13 protein-coding genes and 1 tRNA gene are annotated in these 16,077 nt (G+C 69.4%); 9 read left to right on the forward strand and 5 right to left on the reverse strand.

Translation table 11 applies throughout. From position 1 onward, the window contains the following. Window positions 1-123: 123 nt before the first annotated feature. The 3 genes from CKO41_RS11230 to CKO41_RS11240 all read right to left on the reverse strand — a co-directional run bounded on the left by CKO41_RS11230 (window position 124) and on the right by CKO41_RS11240 (window position 3,596). Entirely contained in the window at window positions 124-2,298 is a 2,175-nt protein-coding gene (locus tag CKO41_RS11230; RefSeq protein WP_200254708.1) for a malate synthase G, read from the reverse strand. Window positions 2,299-2,442: 144 nt separating this feature from the next. After that, window positions 2,443-3,339, reverse strand: a complete 897-nt coding sequence (locus CKO41_RS11235; RefSeq protein WP_200382293.1) for an LOG family protein — start codon at window positions 3,337-3,339, stop codon at window positions 2,443-2,445. Window positions 3,340-3,509: 170 nt separating this feature from the next. Further along, window positions 3,510-3,596 (reverse strand) — tRNA-Leu (locus CKO41_RS11240). An 89-nt stretch (window positions 3,597-3,685) separates the two neighbouring features. Here CKO41_RS11240 and queA point away from each other — a divergent pair. After that, a complete protein-coding gene (gene queA, locus CKO41_RS11245; protein ID WP_200255495.1) occupies window positions 3,686-4,711 on the forward strand; it encodes a tRNA preQ1(34) S-adenosylmethionine ribosyltransferase-isomerase QueA in 1,026 nt (341 codons plus the stop codon). Between the two features lie 381 nt (window positions 4,712-5,092). On the opposite strand, the gene msrA is transcribed toward queA, so the two are convergent. Continuing rightward, entirely contained in the window at window positions 5,093-5,731 is a 639-nt protein-coding gene (msrA, locus tag CKO41_RS11250; RefSeq protein WP_200382295.1) for a peptide-methionine (S)-S-oxide reductase MsrA, read from the reverse strand. Window positions 5,732-5,815: 84 nt separating this feature from the next. Here msrA and CKO41_RS11255 point away from each other — a divergent pair, with 84 nt between their 5' ends. The 7 genes from CKO41_RS11255 (at window position 5,816) to CKO41_RS11285 (ending at window position 14,047) form a co-directional block, all read left to right on the forward strand. Continuing rightward, entirely contained in the window at window positions 5,816-6,523 is a 708-nt protein-coding gene (locus CKO41_RS11255) for an HAD family hydrolase (protein ID WP_200382297.1), read from the forward strand. Continuing rightward, the gene (tgt, locus tag CKO41_RS11260; protein WP_200254878.1) at window positions 6,513-7,616 is read left to right on the forward strand and encodes a tRNA guanosine(34) transglycosylase Tgt; all 1,104 of its coding nucleotides are present in this window, start codon (window positions 6,513-6,515) and stop codon (window positions 7,614-7,616) included. Before CKO41_RS11255 ends, tgt begins: the two co-directional genes overlap by 11 nt. Window positions 7,617-7,941: 325 nt before the next feature. Beyond that, window positions 7,942-8,274, forward strand: a complete 333-nt coding sequence (gene yajC, locus CKO41_RS11265; RefSeq protein WP_200254876.1) for a preprotein translocase subunit YajC — start codon at window positions 7,942-7,944, stop codon at window positions 8,272-8,274. A gap of 116 nt (window positions 8,275-8,390) precedes the next feature. Further along, complete coding sequence (gene secD, locus CKO41_RS11270) at window positions 8,391-10,247, forward strand: protein translocase subunit SecD (protein ID WP_200254874.1); 1,857 nt, start codon at window positions 8,391-8,393, stop codon at window positions 10,245-10,247. 14 nt (window positions 10,248-10,261) lie between these two features. After that, window positions 10,262-11,203: a protein translocase subunit SecF gene (gene secF, locus CKO41_RS11275; protein ID WP_200254872.1), complete on the forward strand. Its 942-nt coding sequence runs from the start codon at window positions 10,262-10,264 to the stop codon at window positions 11,201-11,203. Window positions 11,204-12,032: 829 nt separating this feature from the next. Then, the gene (locus tag CKO41_RS11280; protein WP_200251216.1) at window positions 12,033-12,341 is read left to right on the forward strand and encodes a DUF485 domain-containing protein; all 309 of its coding nucleotides are present in this window, start codon (window positions 12,033-12,035) and stop codon (window positions 12,339-12,341) included. Continuing rightward, the gene (locus tag CKO41_RS11285; RefSeq protein ID WP_200251214.1) at window positions 12,338-14,047 is read left to right on the forward strand and encodes a cation acetate symporter; all 1,710 of its coding nucleotides are present in this window, start codon (window positions 12,338-12,340) and stop codon (window positions 14,045-14,047) included. Before CKO41_RS11280 ends, CKO41_RS11285 begins: the two co-directional genes overlap by 4 nt. A gap of 316 nt (window positions 14,048-14,363) precedes the next feature. Here the strand turns inward: CKO41_RS11285 and CKO41_RS11290 are convergent, their stop codons facing one another. Continuing rightward, window positions 14,364-15,161: an inositol monophosphatase family protein gene (locus CKO41_RS11290; RefSeq protein ID WP_200251212.1), complete on the reverse strand. Its 798-nt coding sequence runs from the start codon at window positions 15,159-15,161 to the stop codon at window positions 14,364-14,366. A gap of 104 nt (window positions 15,162-15,265) precedes the next feature. Here CKO41_RS11290 and CKO41_RS11295 point away from each other — a divergent pair, with 104 nt between their 5' ends. Continuing rightward, window positions 15,266-16,051 carry an RNA methyltransferase gene (locus tag CKO41_RS11295; RefSeq protein WP_200382299.1) on the forward strand — a complete coding sequence of 262 codons (786 nt, stop codon included), beginning with the start codon at window positions 15,266-15,268 and terminating at the stop codon, window positions 16,049-16,051. Window positions 16,052-16,077: the final 26 nt, after the last annotated feature.

Below are 16,077 nucleotides of genomic sequence, written 5' to 3' on the forward strand. Positions count from 1 at the left end.
CGTTCGTTTCTGAACCCTTCCTTGTCCGCCACGAGCGCGTCGTAGTCGCCCGCAAGCGGGCTCCTACGGTGCTCGCATCATAGGGCGACATGAAAGCGGCCTCGGTATTTCCGGAGCGAGGCACTAGCCTGCCAGCCCTTTGCGCTCGCGGCGCCGCGCGTGCAGGGTCGGCTCGGTGTAGCCGTTCGGTACGACGCGGCCGTTGAAGATCAGGTCGCGGGCGGCCAGGAAGGCGACCCCGTCGAAGTCGGGGGCCATCGGCCGGTAGAGGGGGTCGTCGGCGTTCTGGGCGTCGACGACGGCGGCCATCCGCCGCAGGGTCTCGACGACCTGCGCCTCGGTGACGATGCCGTGGCGCAGCCAGTTGGCGACGTGCTGGCTGGAGATGCGCAGCGTCGCCCGGTCCTCCATCAGGCCGACGTCGTCGATGTCGGGCACCTTCGAGCAACCGACGCCCTGGTCGATCCAGCGCACGACGTAGCCGAGGATCCCCTGGCAGTTGTTGTCGAGCTCGGCCTGGATCTCCTCCGGGGTCCAGGTCGGGGCGGCGACGACCGGGATCTCGAGCAGGGTCTCGAGCCGGGCGCGCCGGCCGCCGGCGGCGATCTCGCGCTGGCGCGCCGCCACGTCGACCTGGTGGTAGTGCAGCGCATGCAGGGTCGCCGCGGTCGGCGAGGGCACCCAGGCGCAGCTCGCGCCGGCCTGCGGGTGGGCCTGCTTGGTCGCGACCATCGCCTGCATTCGGTCGGGCATCGTCCACATGCCCTTGCCGATCTGGGCGTGTCCGGGCAGGCCGCAGGCGAGCCCGTGGTCGACGTTCCAGTCCTCGTAGGCGAGCAGCCAGGGGGCGGACTTCATCTCGCCCTTGCGCCGCACGGGGCCGGCCTCCATCACCGAGTGGATCTCGTCGCCGGTCCGGTCGAGGAAGCCCGTGTTGATGAAGATGACCCGCTCGCGGGCGGCGTGGATGCATGCCTCGAGGTTGAGCGTCGTGCGCCGCTCCTCGTCCATGATGCCGATCTTGAGCGTGTTGCGCGCGAGGCCGAGCGCCTCTTCGATGCGCGCGAAGAGGTCGACCGCGAAGGCGACCTCGTCGGGGCCGTGCATCTTCGGCTTGACGATGTAGAGGCTGCCGGTGGCCGAGTTGCGGTGGCGGGCGAGGCCCTTGAGATCGTGCAGGGCGGCGAAGGCGGTGACCATGCCGTCGAGGATCCCCTCGGGGATCTCGTCGCCGGTGGCGGTGAGGACCGCGTCGGTCGTCATCAGGTGGCCGACGTTGCGCACCAACATCAGCGAGCGGCCCGGCAGCCGCCGCTCGCCGCCATCGGGCCGCGTGTAGCGGCGGTCGGGTTCTAGCGTGCGTGTCAGCATGCGCCCGCCCTTGCTGAACTCGGTGGTCAGGTCGCCCTTCATCAGGCCGAGCCAGTTGCGGTAGACGGCGACCTTGTCGGCGGTGTCGACGGCCGCGACCGAGTCCTCGCAGTCCTGGATGGTCGTGATCGCCGATTCGAGCACCAGGTCCTTGACGCCGGCGGGGCTCGCCTGGCCGATCGGGTGGCCGCGGTCGATCTGGATCTCGATGTGCAGGCCGTGGTGGACGAGCAGCACCGCGCTCGGCGCCTCGCCCGGGCCTTGGTAGCCGGCCAGTTGGGCCGGGTCGGCGAGCGCGGTGGTGCTGTTGTCGGGCAGCGCGACGACGAGCCCGCCGGCCTCGATCCGGTAGCCGCTGGCGTCGGCGTGGGAGCCGCGCACCAGCGGCACCGCCTCATCGAGGAATCCGTTGGCGTAGGCGACGACGGCCGCGCCGCGCCGCGGGTTGTAGCCGCCTTGGCGCTCGCAGCCGTCGTCCGCGGGGATCGCATCGCTGCCGTAGAGGGCGTCGTAGAGGCTGCCCCAGCGGGCGTTGGCGGCGTTCAGCGCGTAGCGTGCGTTGCTCACGGGGACGACGAGCTGAGGCCCGGCGAGCTGCGCGATCTCGGGGTCGACGTCGGTGGTCGACACCGTGAAGGCCTCGCCTTGCGGGATGAGGTAGCCGATCTCGGTGAGGAAGGCCCGGTAGGCGGCGACGTCGTGCGGGAGGCCGCGATGGGCGCGATGCCATGAATCGAGATGCGCCTGCATCGCGTCGCGCACCGCCAGGAGCTCGCGGTTGCGCGGCGCCAGGTCGCGGACGATCTCGTCGAGCTTGGCGAAGAAGTGCCCGGCGTCGATGCCGGTGCCGGGGGCGATCTCCTCGGCGACGAGGTCATAGAGGGGGCGGGCGACGCGCAGGTCGCCGATGGTGACGCGCTCGGTCATGGGGTGGTTCTCCGTCCTGACTCGTGGTGATCGCCGACGAGATGGGGGCGCGGCGGCGCGCCCGCAGCCCAGGGGGCGATAAATCGATCAACGGATTCGATTGGCGCGGCCAATGCGGGCGATGGCCGACGCCTCGCCGGTCGTTCAGCCCGCTTGGGCGTAGAAGGCCGCGATCCGCGCCCAGGCCTCCTCGGCCGTCTCCACGTAGGCGAAGAGTTTGATGTCCCCTGGGCCGATCGCGCCCTCCTCGACCAGGGCCTCGAAATCGATGATGCGCCGCCAGTAGGCCTCGCCGAACAGGAGCACGGGCACCCGGTCGACACGCCGAGTCTGGATCAGGGTCAGGGTCTCGAAGAGCTCATCGAGGGTGCCGTAGCCGCCCGGGAAGGCGACCAGGGCGCGGGCGCGCATCAGGAAATGCATCTTGCGCACTGCGAAGTAGTGGAACTGGAAGCTCAGCGCCGGCGTCACGTAGGGGTTCGGGTGCTCCTCCTGGGGCAGCACGATGCTCAGCCCGATGCTCTTGCCGCCGACGTCGGCCGCGCCGCGATTGGCCGCCTCCATGATCCCGGGACCGCCGCCGGTGACGACGACGAAGTCGCGATGGCCGTCGACCTGCGAGACCCGGGTGATGAGCTGGGCCAGGCGGCGGGCCTCGTCGTAGTAGCGCGCCTTCTCGGCCAGACGCCGGGCGACGGCGAGGCGTTGCGCGAGGGCCTGGTCGTGCGGTGCGGCGCGGGCCGCCGCCTCGGCCGCGGCGAGGCGTTCGCCGGCGGTCTGCGGGTCGGCGATGCGGGTGCTGCCGAAGATGACGACCGTCGAGTCGATCCCTTCCTCCTGCTGGGTCAGCTCGGCCTTCAGCAGCTCCAATTGGAGGCGCATCGCCCGCAGCTCCGGGCGCAGCAGGAACTCGGTGTCGGTGAAGGCGAGGCGATAGGACGGCGAACGGGTCTGTGGCGTGTCCGGTGGCACATGGGCCGCGGTGCCCGCGTCGTCGCGGGCGCTCGGGAAGACGGTCGGGTTCGTGTCTCTCTTCGTCATCCGGGGGCTCCTCGCTATCGCGGCGATCCCGTTCGGGCCGGCGACAGCGCTCGACATGTCGGTGCGACGGAAGATGGGGGCGGGCAGGGGGCGAGGCACGGTGGTGGCGCCGCGTGGGTCGCGGACACGAAAAAGGGCCGGGTGTCGCCACCTGGCCCTTCTGCGTCTTTTGGTACCGGGGGCCGGACTCGAACCGGCACGGTGTCGCCACCGTCAGATTTTGAGTCTGATGCGTCTACCAGTTTCGCCACCCCGGCATCATCCGACGCAGTATAGCGGTTTCCCGTCACAGGGCAAGCACGCACGGACGGCTGACGCGGGCGTCGCTGCGGTATCATCGGCGGCCATGCACCTCACCGATTTCCATTACGAACTGCCGTCGGAACTGATCGCCCAGCGGCCCCTGGCCGAGCGGGGGGCGAGCCGGCTGCTCGCGCTGGACGGCCCGACCGGGCGGCTGCGCGACCTCGTCTTCCTCGACCTGCCCAGGCTCCTGCGCCCTGGCGATCTGCTGGTCCTCAACGACACCCGCGTGATGCGGGCGCGCCTGCTCGGGCGCAAGCCGACGGGCGGGCGCGTCGAGGTCCTGATCGAGCGGCTGCTCGGGCCGGAGGCGGCCCTGGCCCACTGTCGGCCCGGCCGGTCGCTGCACGAGGGCACCGAGGTCGATATCGACGGGGGCGGCCGGCTCGTCGTCGCCGGGCGCGAGGGTGCGCTCTTTCATCTGGTCGCGCGCGATGGCGACCTGCCGGCGTTGATGGGGCGCTGCGGCCATGTGCCGCTGCCGCCGTACATCGAGCGGCCGGACGATGAGGCCGATGTGGAACGCTACCAGACCGTCTACGCCGCGCGCGAGGGGGCGATCGCGGCGCCGACGGCGGGCCTGCATTTCGACGAGGCGATGCTGGCGCGGCTCGGCGCGCTCGGGGTGGGGCTGGCGCGGGTCACGCTGCACGTCGGGGCCGGGACCTTTCAGCCGGTGCGGGTCGAGCGGATCGAGGCCCACCAGATGCACGCCGAGTGGGTCGAGGTCGGGGAGGGGCTCTGCGGCCAGGTCGCGGCGACCCGGGCCGCCGGCGGGCGGGTCGTCGCCGTCGGGACGACCTCGGTACGCAGTCTCGAGACGGCCGCGGCCGATGGGGCGCTGCGGCCCTATCGCGGCGACAGCCGGCTGTTCATCCGCCCCGGCTACCGGTTCCGGGTGGTCGATGCGCTGATCACGAACTTCCACCTGCCGGAATCGACGCTGCTGATGCTCGTGAGCGCCTTCGCCGGTCACGCGCAGGTCATGGCCGCCTACCGGCATGCGGTGGCGCGGCGCTATCGCTTCTTCAGCTACGGGGACGCGATGTTCCTGACGCGGCGGTCGTAAAAAAGGCGCGACGGGGTACGCCGCGCCGAAGAATACCACCAAAGGAGGATGGAGGAGTGTGCCGAACCGCGGCGATGCGATTCGGCACATCGGTATTTTCTTAACTACCGATAAGGGTGTCAACCGATTCGCCGGCGACGGATCAGAGTATTCTCTCTACCTATTTTACTTATTGAAATGTACAACAATTCAATGGGTTGCGATTTCGGGCGGCGCTTGCTCTCCCCCCTGCGTTGCCGGCTGTCGGGTTACGCCCCGGGGGCTAACCCGACCTACGGCCCCGGCGACCTCGCCACGGTCCGCGTCGGGTGAGGCGCGCCGGCACGGCGGTCTCCCGAAGGGATGCTCGGGCGCGTGCCGAAACCCGACATCGAGGGCGCGTCAAGGTCCCGGATAGGGGAGGCCGCAGCCACCGAGACCGCAGTAGCCGCCCGGGTTCTTGGCCAGGTATTGCTGGTGGTAGTCCTCGGCGTAATAGAAGGGCGGCGCCAGGCGGATCTCGGTCGTGATCCGGGCGCGCCCGGCCGCGGTCAGGACCCTCTGGTAACGCGCCAGGCTGGCCTGCGCGGCGGTCTCCTGCTCGGCATTCTCACAATAGATCGCCGAGCGGTACTGGGTGCCGACGTCGTTGCCCTGGCGCATCCCCTGGGTCGGGTCGTGGGCCTCCCAGAAGGTCCTGAGCAGGTCCTCGTAGCCGATCCGTTGCGGGTCGAAGACCACCCGCACGACCTCGGCATGGCCGGTGAGTCCGGAGCAGACCTCCTCGTAGGTCGGATTGGGCGTCAGGCCGCCGGCGTAGCCGACGGCGGTGCTGTAGACGCCAGGCTGCTGCCAGAAGCGCCGCTCGGCGCCCCAGAAGCAGCCGAGCCCGAACAGCGCGAGGACCAGTTCGGGCGGGAAGGGCGGGGCGATCGGGTGACCGTTGACGAAGTGGCGGTTGGTGACCGGCATCGGCCCCGGGCGGCCGGGCAGGGCCTGGTCCGGGGTCGGCAGGGCGGTCTTGGGGCGCGGGCTGAACATCGGCGTCTCCTGCGGCGCGGCGCGCGGGTTTCGTTTTCGGGGCGCTGACGGCAAAATGCGGCCTTTCCCGGCCGAGCCAAGCGAATGCCCCCCCAGCCTTACCGGCTCTTGACGATCGATCTCGACGACACCCTCTGGCCCTGTGCCCCCGTGATCCGGGCCGCCGAGGAGGCCCTCCACGCCTGGCTCGGGCGGGTCGCCCCGCGCCTGACCGAACGTCACGACATCGAGGACCTGCGCCGCCAGCGCCGTGCCCTGATGGCCCGCCGGCCGGACCTGGCCCATGATCTGTCGGCGGTGCGTCGCGAGGCGCTCGCCGAGCAGCTCCTCGCCCACGGCTACCCGGCCGCGCTCGCCGACGAGGGCCTGGCCCTGTTCCGCGCCGAGCGCAACCGGGTGACGCCTTACCCGGACGTGCTGCCGGCGCTGCGCGCGCTCGCCGGGCGCGTGCGCCTGGTCTCGATCACGAACGGTAACGCCGAGGTTGCGCACAGTCCGCTGCGCGGCCTCTTCGAGCGGTCCCTGACGGCTGCCGAGGCCGGCGCCGCGCGGCCCGATCCGGCCCTGTTCCGCCTGGCCCTCGACTGGGCCGGGGTCGCGCCGGGGCAGTGCCTGCACCTGGGCGACGATCCCTATCTGGATGTCGAGGCGGCCCGCGCCTGCGGGCTCGCGGCGATCTGGGTGAATCGCACCGGGCGGCCCTGGCCGGCCGAGCTCGCGCCGCCGCTCGCGATCGTCGCCGACCTCGCCGCGCTGCCGCGCTGGTTCGCCGGAGAGACCCATGCGCTTTGAACTCCTGGCCCGCGACGGTGCTGCACGCCGCGGCCGGCTGACCTTCGCGCGCGGCATCGTCGAGACCCCGGCCTTCATGCCGGTCGGCACCTATGGCACCGTCAAGGCGATGACCCCCGAGGAGCTCGCTGGGCTCGGCGCCCAGATCATCCTCGGCAACACCTTCCACCTGATGCTGCGCCCCGGCACCGAGGTGATCCGCCGCTGCGGCGACCTGCACGGCTTCATGCACTGGCCCGGGCCGATCCTGACCGACTCGGGCGGCTTCCAGGTCTTCAGTCTCGGGGAGCTGCGGCGCATCAGCGAGGCCGGCGTGCACTTCAAGTCGCCGATCGACGGCAGCCCCGTCTTCCTCGGCCCCGAGGAGTCGATGGCGGTGCAGCGGGCGCTCGGTTCGGACATCGTGATGATCTTCGACGAGTGCACCCCGTATCCGGCCGATGCCGAGCGGGTGCGCGCCTCGATGGAGCTGTCGCTGCGCTGGGCGGCGCGCAGCAAGGTGGCCCACGGCGATAACCCGGCGGCCCTCTTCGGGATCGTCCAGGGCGGCATGGACGAGGCGTTGCGCGCCGCCTCGCTGGAGGGGCTCCAGGAGATCGGCTTCGACGGCTATGCCGTCGGCGGCCTGTCGGTCGGGGAGCCCCCGGCCGAACGGCTGCGGGTGCTCGACTCCCTCGCCGGGCGCTTGCCGCCGGAGCGGCCCCACTATCTGATGGGGGTCGGCACGCCCGCGGACATCGTCGCGGCCGTCTGCCGCGGCATCGACATGTTCGACTGCGTGATGCCGACCCGCAACGCCCGCAACGGCCACCTCTTCACGCACCAGGGCGTCGTGCGCATCCGCAACGCCCGCTACCGCGACGACGAGGGGCCGCTCGATCCGCTCTGCGACTGCTACACCTGCCGTCATTACAGCCGCGCCTATCTCCATCACCTGGACCGCTGCAACGAGATCCTCGGGGCGCGTCTCAACAGCCTGCACAATCTCCACTACTACCAGACCCTGATGCGCGGGCTGCGCGAGGCGATCGCCGCCGGGCGCCTGGCGCGCTTCGTCGCGGACTTCGAGGCGTGCACCGCGGCAGGCCCCTGAACCACCGGCGCACGACGCGTCCGTTCCGATCAGCCGCGGGGATACAAGGTCGGGTTGGCCCCCGGGGCGTCACCCGACGGCCGGCCACGCGGCGCCTTCCGAGGCCGCCGTCTGGTTACGGCGCGCACCAGCCTGTCCTTTGTCGGCGACCGCCGTGCCGGCGCGCCTCACTCGACCGACGGGCTGCCGCCCGCAGGGCGTACCTTCAACTTTCGTTGCGCTGTGTCATAATGTCGCGCTGAATTCACACGGTCTGGCAGGGGCTTTCGGGACGACCCGGGGGCCGTGCGCGCCGGACACCGTCATCACCCGAGGACCCTAGCCAATGAGCTTCTTCATCTCGAACGCCTGGGCGCAAGACGCCGCCGCCGCTGGACCGGCCGACCTCGTCATGAGCCTGCTCTTCCCGATCGGCCTGCTCGTCCTGCTCTACTTCCTGATGATCCGCCCGCAGATCAAGCGTCAGAAGGAGCACACGAAGATGGTCGCCGCCCTGGCCAAGGGCGACGAGGTGATCACGGTCGGCGGCGTCGTCGGGCGCATCGCCGAGATCGGCGAGACCTTCGCGATGGTCGAGATCGCCGACGGGGTCCAGGTGAAGGTTCGCCGCCATGCGGTCGAGGCCGTCCTCCCGAAGGGTTCGATGAAGGACCTCTGACGCCTCGCCGACTCCCGTCGTTCCGCCGGCGGTCGGTTCGGTCGCCGGCCGCCCGACCCGGTCGTCGCGGGCCCCTCCCCGGTCGCACCGCGGATGCCCTCATCAAGGGGTTCCAGATGAACCAATATCCATTGTGGAAGAATCTGCTGATTCTGGGCGTCGTCCTGTTCGGCATCCTCTTCGCCCTGCCCAACGTCTTCTCGCAGGACCCTTCGATCGAGATCGCGGCCGCCCGCGGTCACGAGGTGACCGCGGCGACCGCCGACGAGGTCCGCGCCGTGCTGGAGAACGCCGGGGTGCCTTACAAGGTGGTCGAGCCCTGGTCCGAGGGCAAGGTGCTGGTGCGCTTCCCGACCACCGGCGATCAGCTGCGCGGCCAGGAGGCGATCGAGGCCCGCCTCTCCGATCGCTACAACAGTGCGATGACGCTGGTCGCCGATCTGCCTGGCTGGTTGCGGGCCATCGATGCCCAACCGATGTACCTCGGTCTCGACCTGCGCGGCGGCATCCAAGTCTTGATCGACGTCGACATGGAGGCGGCGGTCGAGCAGGGGCTGGAACGCTACACGGGTGATATCCGCAGCCTGTTGCGCCAGGAGCGGGTGCGCTATCTGACGGTGATGCACGAAGGCGGGCAGATCACGGTCAAGTTCGATGATGCCGAAGACCTCGCCGAGGGGCAGGAAGTCGTCGCTCGCGAATTCCGCGAGCTCCAGCTCGATACCGAGAGGGACGGCGAGCGGTTCGAGCTCCACGCCCGACTGAGCCCCGCCGACGAGGAGCAGCTACGCACCTTCGCCCTCCAGCAGAACATCACGACGCTGCGCAACCGGGTCAATGCCCTGGGTGTCGCCGAGCCGATCGTCCAGCGTCAGGGTGAGCGGCGGATCGTCGTGCAACTGCCCGGCGCCCAGGATCCGGCCCGCCTCAAGGAGATCCTCGGCGCGACCGCGACCCTCGAGTATCGCCTCGCCGATACCGAGGGCAGCGTCGCCGACGCCGTCGAGGGGCGCGTGCCGGTCGGCAGCCGGCTCTACTACGATCGCGAGGGGCAGCCTATCCTGCTCCAGCGCAGCGTCATCGTCACCGGCGATCAGATCACGAACGCCTCGTCCGGCTTCGATCAGACCAGTGGTCTGCCCGCCGTATTCGTCAATCTCGATAGCCGCGGCGCCCGGCGGATGCGGCAGGTGACGACCGAGAACGTCGGCAAGCCGATGGCGGTCGTGTTCATCGAGAACCGGACGGTCACGCGGATGATCGATGGTGAGCCCGTCAAGCAGACGGTGCGCACCGAAGAGGTCATCAGCATGGCCAACATCCGCGAGCCCTTCGGTCGGCGCTTCCAAACGACCGGTCTCGACAGTGCGGAAGAGGCGCACACGCTCGCGCTCTTCCTGCGCGCCGGCGCCCTCGCGGCACCGATCCAGATCGTCGAGGAACGCACGATCGGCCCGAGCCTCGGTCAGGAAAACATCGATCAGGGCGTGACATCGGTCCTCTTCGGCCTGGCCGCGGTGCTGGTCTTCATGGCCCTCTACTACCGCGTCTTCGGCCTGGTCGCCAATCTCGTGCTCCTGACCAATCTGGTCCTGATCGTCGCGATCATGTCGCTGCTCCAGGCGACGCTGACGCTGCCCGGCATCGCCGGCATCGTCCTGACCATGGGCATGGCGGTCGATGCCAACGTGCTGATCTTCGAGCGCATCCGCGAAGAGATCCGCAACGGCAGTTCGCCGCAGGCGAGCATCAATGCCGGCTTTGCGAAGGCCCTCTCGACCATCGTCGACGCGAACATCACGACGCTGATCGCGGCGGTGATCCTGTTCAGCTTCGGCACCGGACCGGTCAAGGGCTTCGCGGTGACCCTCTCCGTCGGCATCTTCACGTCCTTGTTCACCGCCATCCTCGGTAGCCGTGCGGTGATCAATCTCATCTACGGCGGTCGGCGCCTCAGCAAGCTGGCCATCTGACGGAGACCTCGCCCATGCGGCTGTTCAAGACACTCGACATCGACTTCATGGGCTGGCGTCGGCCGGCCGTCATCGCCTCCGTCGTGATCTCCGTGCTGCTGGTGGGCTCGATGATCGTGCGTGGTTTCGACTTCGGCCTGGACTTCACCGGCGGGACCGTCATCGAGGTCGGCTACGAGGAGCCGACCGAGCTGGCGACGGTCCGCGAGGCCCTCGAGGGGGGCGGCTTTTCCGGCGCCATCGTCCAGTATTTCGGCTCGCGCCGCGACGTGGTGATCCGCCTGCCGCTACAGGCGGCCGGGCAGGATCCGAGCGCAGAGCTCAGCGATCGGGTCTTCCGCGCCCTGAGCGCCGCGAGCGACGGCGAGGTGGAATTGCGGCGCGCCGAGTTCGTTGGCCCGCAGGTCGGCGAGGAGTTGCGGGAGGACGGAGGGCTGGCGATGCTGTTCGCGTTGATCGGCATCCTCATCTACGTCGCCGTGCGCTTCGAGTGGCGGTTCGCGGTCGGGGCCGTCATCGCGACGATCCACGACGTGGTCGTCACGATCGGCGTCTTCTCGGTCTTCCAGATCGAGTTCAACCTGGCCGTGCTGGCCGCGGTGCTTGCGGTCATCGGCTATTCGGTCAACGACACGGTCGTCATCTTCGATCGGATCCGCGAGAACTTCCGTCGCATCCGCAAGGGGACCGTCATCGAGATCGTCAACCGCTCGATCAACGAGACCCTGTCGCGCACCATCATCACCGGCGGTACGACCTTGCTCGTCGTCCTCGCCCTCTACATCTTCGGCGGCGAGGTCCTGAGCGGCTTTTCGCTCGCGCTGATCATCGGCATCCTGATCGGCACCTACTCGAGCATCTATGTCGCGACGGCCACCGTCGTCTGGCTGGGGATCAGCAAGGCCGACCTGATCCCGCCGCCGAAGGAGGGGGCCGGCGCGGATGCGCGCCCGTAGGGACGCGCCGGACGATGCAACCCTTGCCGCGCGGGGCTCCGGCCCCGCGCTGGCGTTCGGCCAGGACGACCGAGACACGGTCCGCAGCGGCGGGCGCGGTCTGCCCCGCCTGCGTCGTCCGACGCGGAGTCGGCTCGCGATCGCGGGAGATCCACCCCTCGCAGGGCCCCGGATTTTCGACGGCGATCGATGGGCCTCGCGTCGCGTCGCCTGCGGGCCGACATTGCCCCGCGGCCAAGGGCGCCCGATCTGTGTCACCTTCGTGACGATTCGAAAACGACCGGCGCATCTTCTTTTGAACTACGAAACACGCACGGCGGATCCGTTCTGATCCGCCGGCGTCGCCTGCGCCGATGGCACGGCCCGTAGGTCGGGTTAGGCGCGCTGGCACGGCGGTCCCGGTAAAACAAAGGATGGCGCGCGCTGTAACCCGACAGGGGCCTCGGAGGGCGCCACGGTGTCGGCCGTCGGGTTACGCCCCCGCGGGGGACTAACCCGACCTAAGGGCCGCGGCGCCGTGCGAGGGGGCGGGGTTGGGCGCCGTGGGGCGAAACGAAATATTTCCTATTGAAATAAAGGCCGCCGTCTGCATTGACGGTTGCCCCCCCTGTCTCAACAATCTGCGGGCCTTGCCGTAGCCGCATCGCGGCGGGCTTGTCTGCTTGTCAATTCGGCGCCGCGGTCGTCCAGCCAGCCAGAGCCGGAGCGCGCGTGCCCTGCTTATCTGCCGTCCATTCGCTGCCGCGGGCGCCTGAGTGGGCGGATTCTCGTGCGGTTGGACCGCGCCGAATCGGCAAACCGAGTGTCCTCTAATGGAAAGGGTAACTACATGCAAGAAGATTCGGTGGCGGCCATCAAGGGCCATCCGCTGTATGCGGAGCTGGTGGCCAAACGCAAACGCTTCGCCTGGATACTGACGATCCTGATGCTGGCGATCTATTACGGCTTCATCCTGGTGATCGCGTTCGAGCCCCAGTGGCTGGCGCAGCCCATCGCCGAGGGGGCGGTTACGACCATCGGCATCCCGATCGGCGTCGCGATCATCGTCAGCGCCTTCATCCTGACCGGGATCTACGTCTATCGCGCCAATGGCGAGTTCGATCGCATGACCCGCACGATTCGGGAGGACCTGCTTTGAGACGCATCGGTCCCTGGGGCCTTCTGGCCCTCCTGCTCATCCCCGTCGCCCTGGCCGCGGCACCGGCGCTGACCGGCGCGGTCGAGAAGCAACCGGTCAATACCAGCGCCGTGGCCATGTTCCTCGTCTTCGTCGCGGGGACCCTGGGCATCACCTACTGGGCCTCCCGGCGGACCCGCACCGCCAGGGACTTCTATACCGCTGGCGGCGGCATCACCGGCTTCCAGAATGGTCTGGCGATCGCCGGGGACTATATGTCCGCAGCGTCCTTCCTCGGTATCTCGGGGCTCGTGTTCGCCTCCGGTTACGATGGGCTCATCTACTCGATCGGCTTCCTGGTCGGCTGGCCCATCATCATGTTCCTGATCGCCGAGCAGATCCGCAATCTGGGCAAGTTCACCTTCGCCGATGTCGCCTCGTACCGCTTCGGTCAGACCCCGATCCGCACCATGGCGGCGACCTCGTCGCTGGTAGTCGTGGCCTTCTATCTGATCGCGCAGATGGTCGGCGCCGGCAAGCTCATCGAACTGCTGTTCGGCCTCGACTATTGGATTGCCGTGGTCGCCGTCGGCGTGCTCATGATGGTCTATGTGATCTTCGGCGGCATGACGGCCACCACATGGGTGCAGATCACCAAGGCGGTACTGCTCCTCGCGGGGGCGACCTTCATGGCCGGCGCGGCCCTCATGCACTTCGGCTTCTCGCCGGAGGAGATGTTCAAGCAGGCGGTCGCGCACCATGGCAGCGGCGAGTCCATCATGGGGCCGGGCACCCTGGTCAAGGATCCGATCAACGCCATCTCGCTCGGCCTGGCGCTGATGTTCGGCACCGCTGGTCTGCCCCATATCCTGATGCGCTTCTTCACGGTGCCGAACGCCAAGGAGGCGCGCAAGTCGGTCTTCTACGCGACCGGCTTCATCGGCTACTTCTACGTCCTGACCTTCATCATCGGCTTCGCGGCGATCGCGCTGCTCACCCAGCACCCGGAGTGGTTCAAGGGGGGCGCCCTCGTCGATGGCGTCGTGGCCGATCCCAAGGGCCTGGTCGGCGGCACCAACATGGTCGCGATCAAGCTCGCCGAGGCGGTCGGGGGGAGCATCTTCCTCGGCTTCATCTCGGCGGTGGCCTTCGCCACCATCCTGGCGGTGGTCGCGGGGCTGACCCTGGCCGGCGCCTCGGCGATCTCCCATGACCTCTATGCGAGCGTCATCGCGCGCGGCCGCGGCAACGAGGCGACCGAGATCCGCATCTCGCGGATCGCGACCTTCGTCCTCGGTTTGGTCGCGATCGCCCTGGGCATCGCCTTCGAGAGCCAGAACGTCGCCTTCATGGTCGGGCTCGCCTTCGCGGTCGCGGCCAGCGCCAACTTCCCGGTCCTCGCCGCCTCCATCTTCTGGGGCAAGATGACCACCCGCGGGGCGCTTTTCGGCGGCTTCGCCGGGCTGTTGAGCGCGGTGGCGCTGACGGTCCTGTCCAAGGCGGTCTGGGGCGACGTGCTCGGCAACCTGGGCGCCGATGGCAAGCCGGTGGGTCTGGTCCCGTTGGACAACCCGGCCATCGTCTCGATCCCGGTCGCCTTCTTCTGCATCTGGCTCTTCTCGGTCCTGGATCGCTCGGAGCGGGCCAAGAACGAGCGTGCCGCCTACGAGGCCCAGAAGGTGCGTTGCGAGACCGGTATCGGTGCCGACGGGGCCGTCGCGCACTGAGGCCGACCCGGCCGCGGACAGGGATGTCCGCTTCGGGAGCGCCGAGCCCCAGCTCGGCAATCCTCGCTGCGCGTGCTCAGGCTCCAGCACTCGCAGCCTCCCGGGGTAGCGAATCGGCCAAGCGAAGGGTGATGGATTGCAGCACGGCAGGGGCTTGGCTCGAGCTGAGCCGAGCTGGGGCTCGGCGTTCCCAGAGGGCTCGGCGTTCCGGGGGGCGGTATTGTTCAACGGCCGCACCGTTTCGGCCGGCGAAGCAGTTGTCGGCACCGGTTGGTGCCTCCGAGCGGGCGGCCTGCGCGGCGCCCGGCGGACGGGGTCAGGCGGGCAGCGTCTCGTCGAGGAAGGGCCGGATCCGGCCCAGCATCGCCTGATGGACCTTGAGGTTCCCGGCGACTAGATTGCCGGTATGGAGGAAGTTGCCGCCGCCGGCGAGGTCGGTCACGGTGCCACCGGCCTCGGCGATCAGCACGGCACCGCCGGCCAGATCCCAGGGGGCGAGGCCCAGTTCCCAGAAGCCGTCGAGGCGCCCGGCTGCGACATAGGCGAGATCGAGCGAGGCCGATCCGGGGCGCCGGATCCCGGCCGCCTCCTGCATGATGGCCCGCAGCATACCGAGGTAGCGGTCCATGTACTTCTGGTCGCGGAACGGAAAACCGGTCCCGATCAGCGCGCCGTCGAGCCCCGGGCGCTTGCCCACGCGCAGCCGTCGATCGTTGAGGTGGGCCCCTTGTCCGCGCACGGCCGTGAACATCTCCTCCGAGAGCGGGTTGTAGACCAGCCCGAGCTCCAGCTTGCCGCGGTGCTTCAGGCCGATCGAGACCGCGAACTGCGGGAAGCCGTGGAGGTAGTTGGTCGTGCCGTCGAGCGGATCGATGATCCAGACCGTCTCGCCATCGCCGTGCTGGCCGCTCTCCTCGGCGAGGATCGCATGGGACGGATACTTGCCGCGCAGCTCGTTGACGATCGCCGCCTCGGCGGCGCGGTCGACCTCGGTGACGAAGTCGTTGCGGCCCTTGTCGTGGACGGCGAGTTGGTCGGCGCGATCGAAGTGACGCAGCAGCACCCGGCCGGCCTGACGCGCGGCGCGGGTGGCGATATTCAGCATGGGGTTCATGCGCGACACGATACCCGAACCGCCTCGCGGGCGAAAGCTTGACAATCGCCCCCTGTTTTTCTGAACTGGCACGCCCCAGGAGTGCCGCCGATGAATAGCGTTCAATGACCGATCCAGAGACCTCTCCGCTCGCGCGGATCCGCTTCGTGCTCGTCGAGACGACCCACACCGGCAACATCGGTGCCGTCGCCCGGGCGATGAAGAACATGGGCCTGCGCCGGCTGCATCTGGTCAGCCCGCGCCAACCGCCCGACGCCGAGGCGATCGCCCGCGCCTCCGGCGCCGACGACCTGCTGGCCGCCGCCGAGGTCCATCCCGACCTGGTCTCGGCGCTGGCCGGCTGCCGGCGCGTCATCGGCTCGAGCGCCCGTCATCGGGCCGTCGCCTGGCCGCTGGTCGAGCCCCCGGCGGCGGCGCGGCTGCTGCTGGAGGAGGCGCGCCATGGGGACGTGGCGCTGGTCTTCGGCCGCGAGTGTTCGGGGCTCAGCAACGACGAACTGGCCCGCTGCCAGTATCTCGCGCACATCCCGACCGACCCGGACTTCAGCTCGCTGAACCTGGCGGCGGCGGCCCAGGTCTTCGCCTACGAGTTGCGCCGGGTCTGGCTGGAGCAGGCCGACGCGGCGCCGGCGGCGGCCCCGCGCGACCTGGCCCCGAGCGAGGCGCTGGAGGGCTTCTTCGCGCACCTCGACCAGACGCTGCTCGACATCGGTTTCGCCGACCCCGAGCAGTCGAGCAAATTGGGCCGGCGCCTGCGCCGGCTCTTCCAGCGCGCCGAGCCGGATCGCACCGAGCTCAACATCCTGCGCGGCATCCTGAGCGCCGCCCAAGGCCGCAAGTCGCCGGGGCGTTTCGCCCGCGCCGCGGCGCCGGCGCCGCGCGAGGAATGACGAGACCGCGGCCCGGGGAGGGCCAT

The organism is Thiococcus pfennigii (assembly GCF_016583835.1).
Classification (GTDB): Bacteria; Pseudomonadota; Gammaproteobacteria; order Chromatiales; family Chromatiaceae; genus Thiococcus; species Thiococcus pfennigii.

What these genes read in the sequence shown, in the direction of transcription:
- msrA (WP_200382295.1), bottom strand. Translation starts at nt 5,731, where the DNA reads ATGTTCAGCCCGCGCCCCAAGACCGCCCTGCCGACCCCGGACCAGGCC.
- tgt (WP_200254878.1), top strand. Translation starts at nt 6,513, where the DNA reads ATGCGCTTTGAACTCCTGGCCCGCGACGGTGCTGCACGCCGCGGCCGG.
- CKO41_RS11280 (WP_200251216.1), top strand. Translation starts at nt 12,033, where the DNA reads ATGCAAGAAGATTCGGTGGCGGCCATCAAGGGCCATCCGCTGTATGCG.
- CKO41_RS11295 (WP_200382299.1), top strand. Translation starts at nt 15,266, where the DNA reads ATGACCGATCCAGAGACCTCTCCGCTCGCGCGGATCCGCTTCGTGCTC.
- yajC (WP_200254876.1), top strand. Translation starts at nt 7,942, where the DNA reads ATGAGCTTCTTCATCTCGAACGCCTGGGCGCAAGACGCCGCCGCCGCT.
- CKO41_RS11290 (WP_200251212.1), bottom strand. Translation starts at nt 15,161, where the DNA reads ATGAACCCCATGCTGAATATCGCCACCCGCGCCGCGCGTCAGGCCGGC.
- queA (WP_200255495.1), top strand. Translation starts at nt 3,686, where the DNA reads ATGCACCTCACCGATTTCCATTACGAACTGCCGTCGGAACTGATCGCC.
- secD (WP_200254874.1), top strand. Translation starts at nt 8,391, where the DNA reads ATGAACCAATATCCATTGTGGAAGAATCTGCTGATTCTGGGCGTCGTC.
- CKO41_RS11230 (WP_200254708.1), bottom strand. Translation starts at nt 2,298, where the DNA reads ATGACCGAGCGCGTCACCATCGGCGACCTGCGCGTCGCCCGCCCCCTC.
- CKO41_RS11235 (WP_200382293.1), bottom strand. Translation starts at nt 3,339, where the DNA reads ATGACGAAGAGAGACACGAACCCGACCGTCTTCCCGAGCGCCCGCGAC.
- CKO41_RS11255 (WP_200382297.1), top strand. Translation starts at nt 5,816, where the DNA reads ATGCCCCCCCAGCCTTACCGGCTCTTGACGATCGATCTCGACGACACC.
- secF (WP_200254872.1), top strand. Translation starts at nt 10,262, where the DNA reads ATGCGGCTGTTCAAGACACTCGACATCGACTTCATGGGCTGGCGTCGG.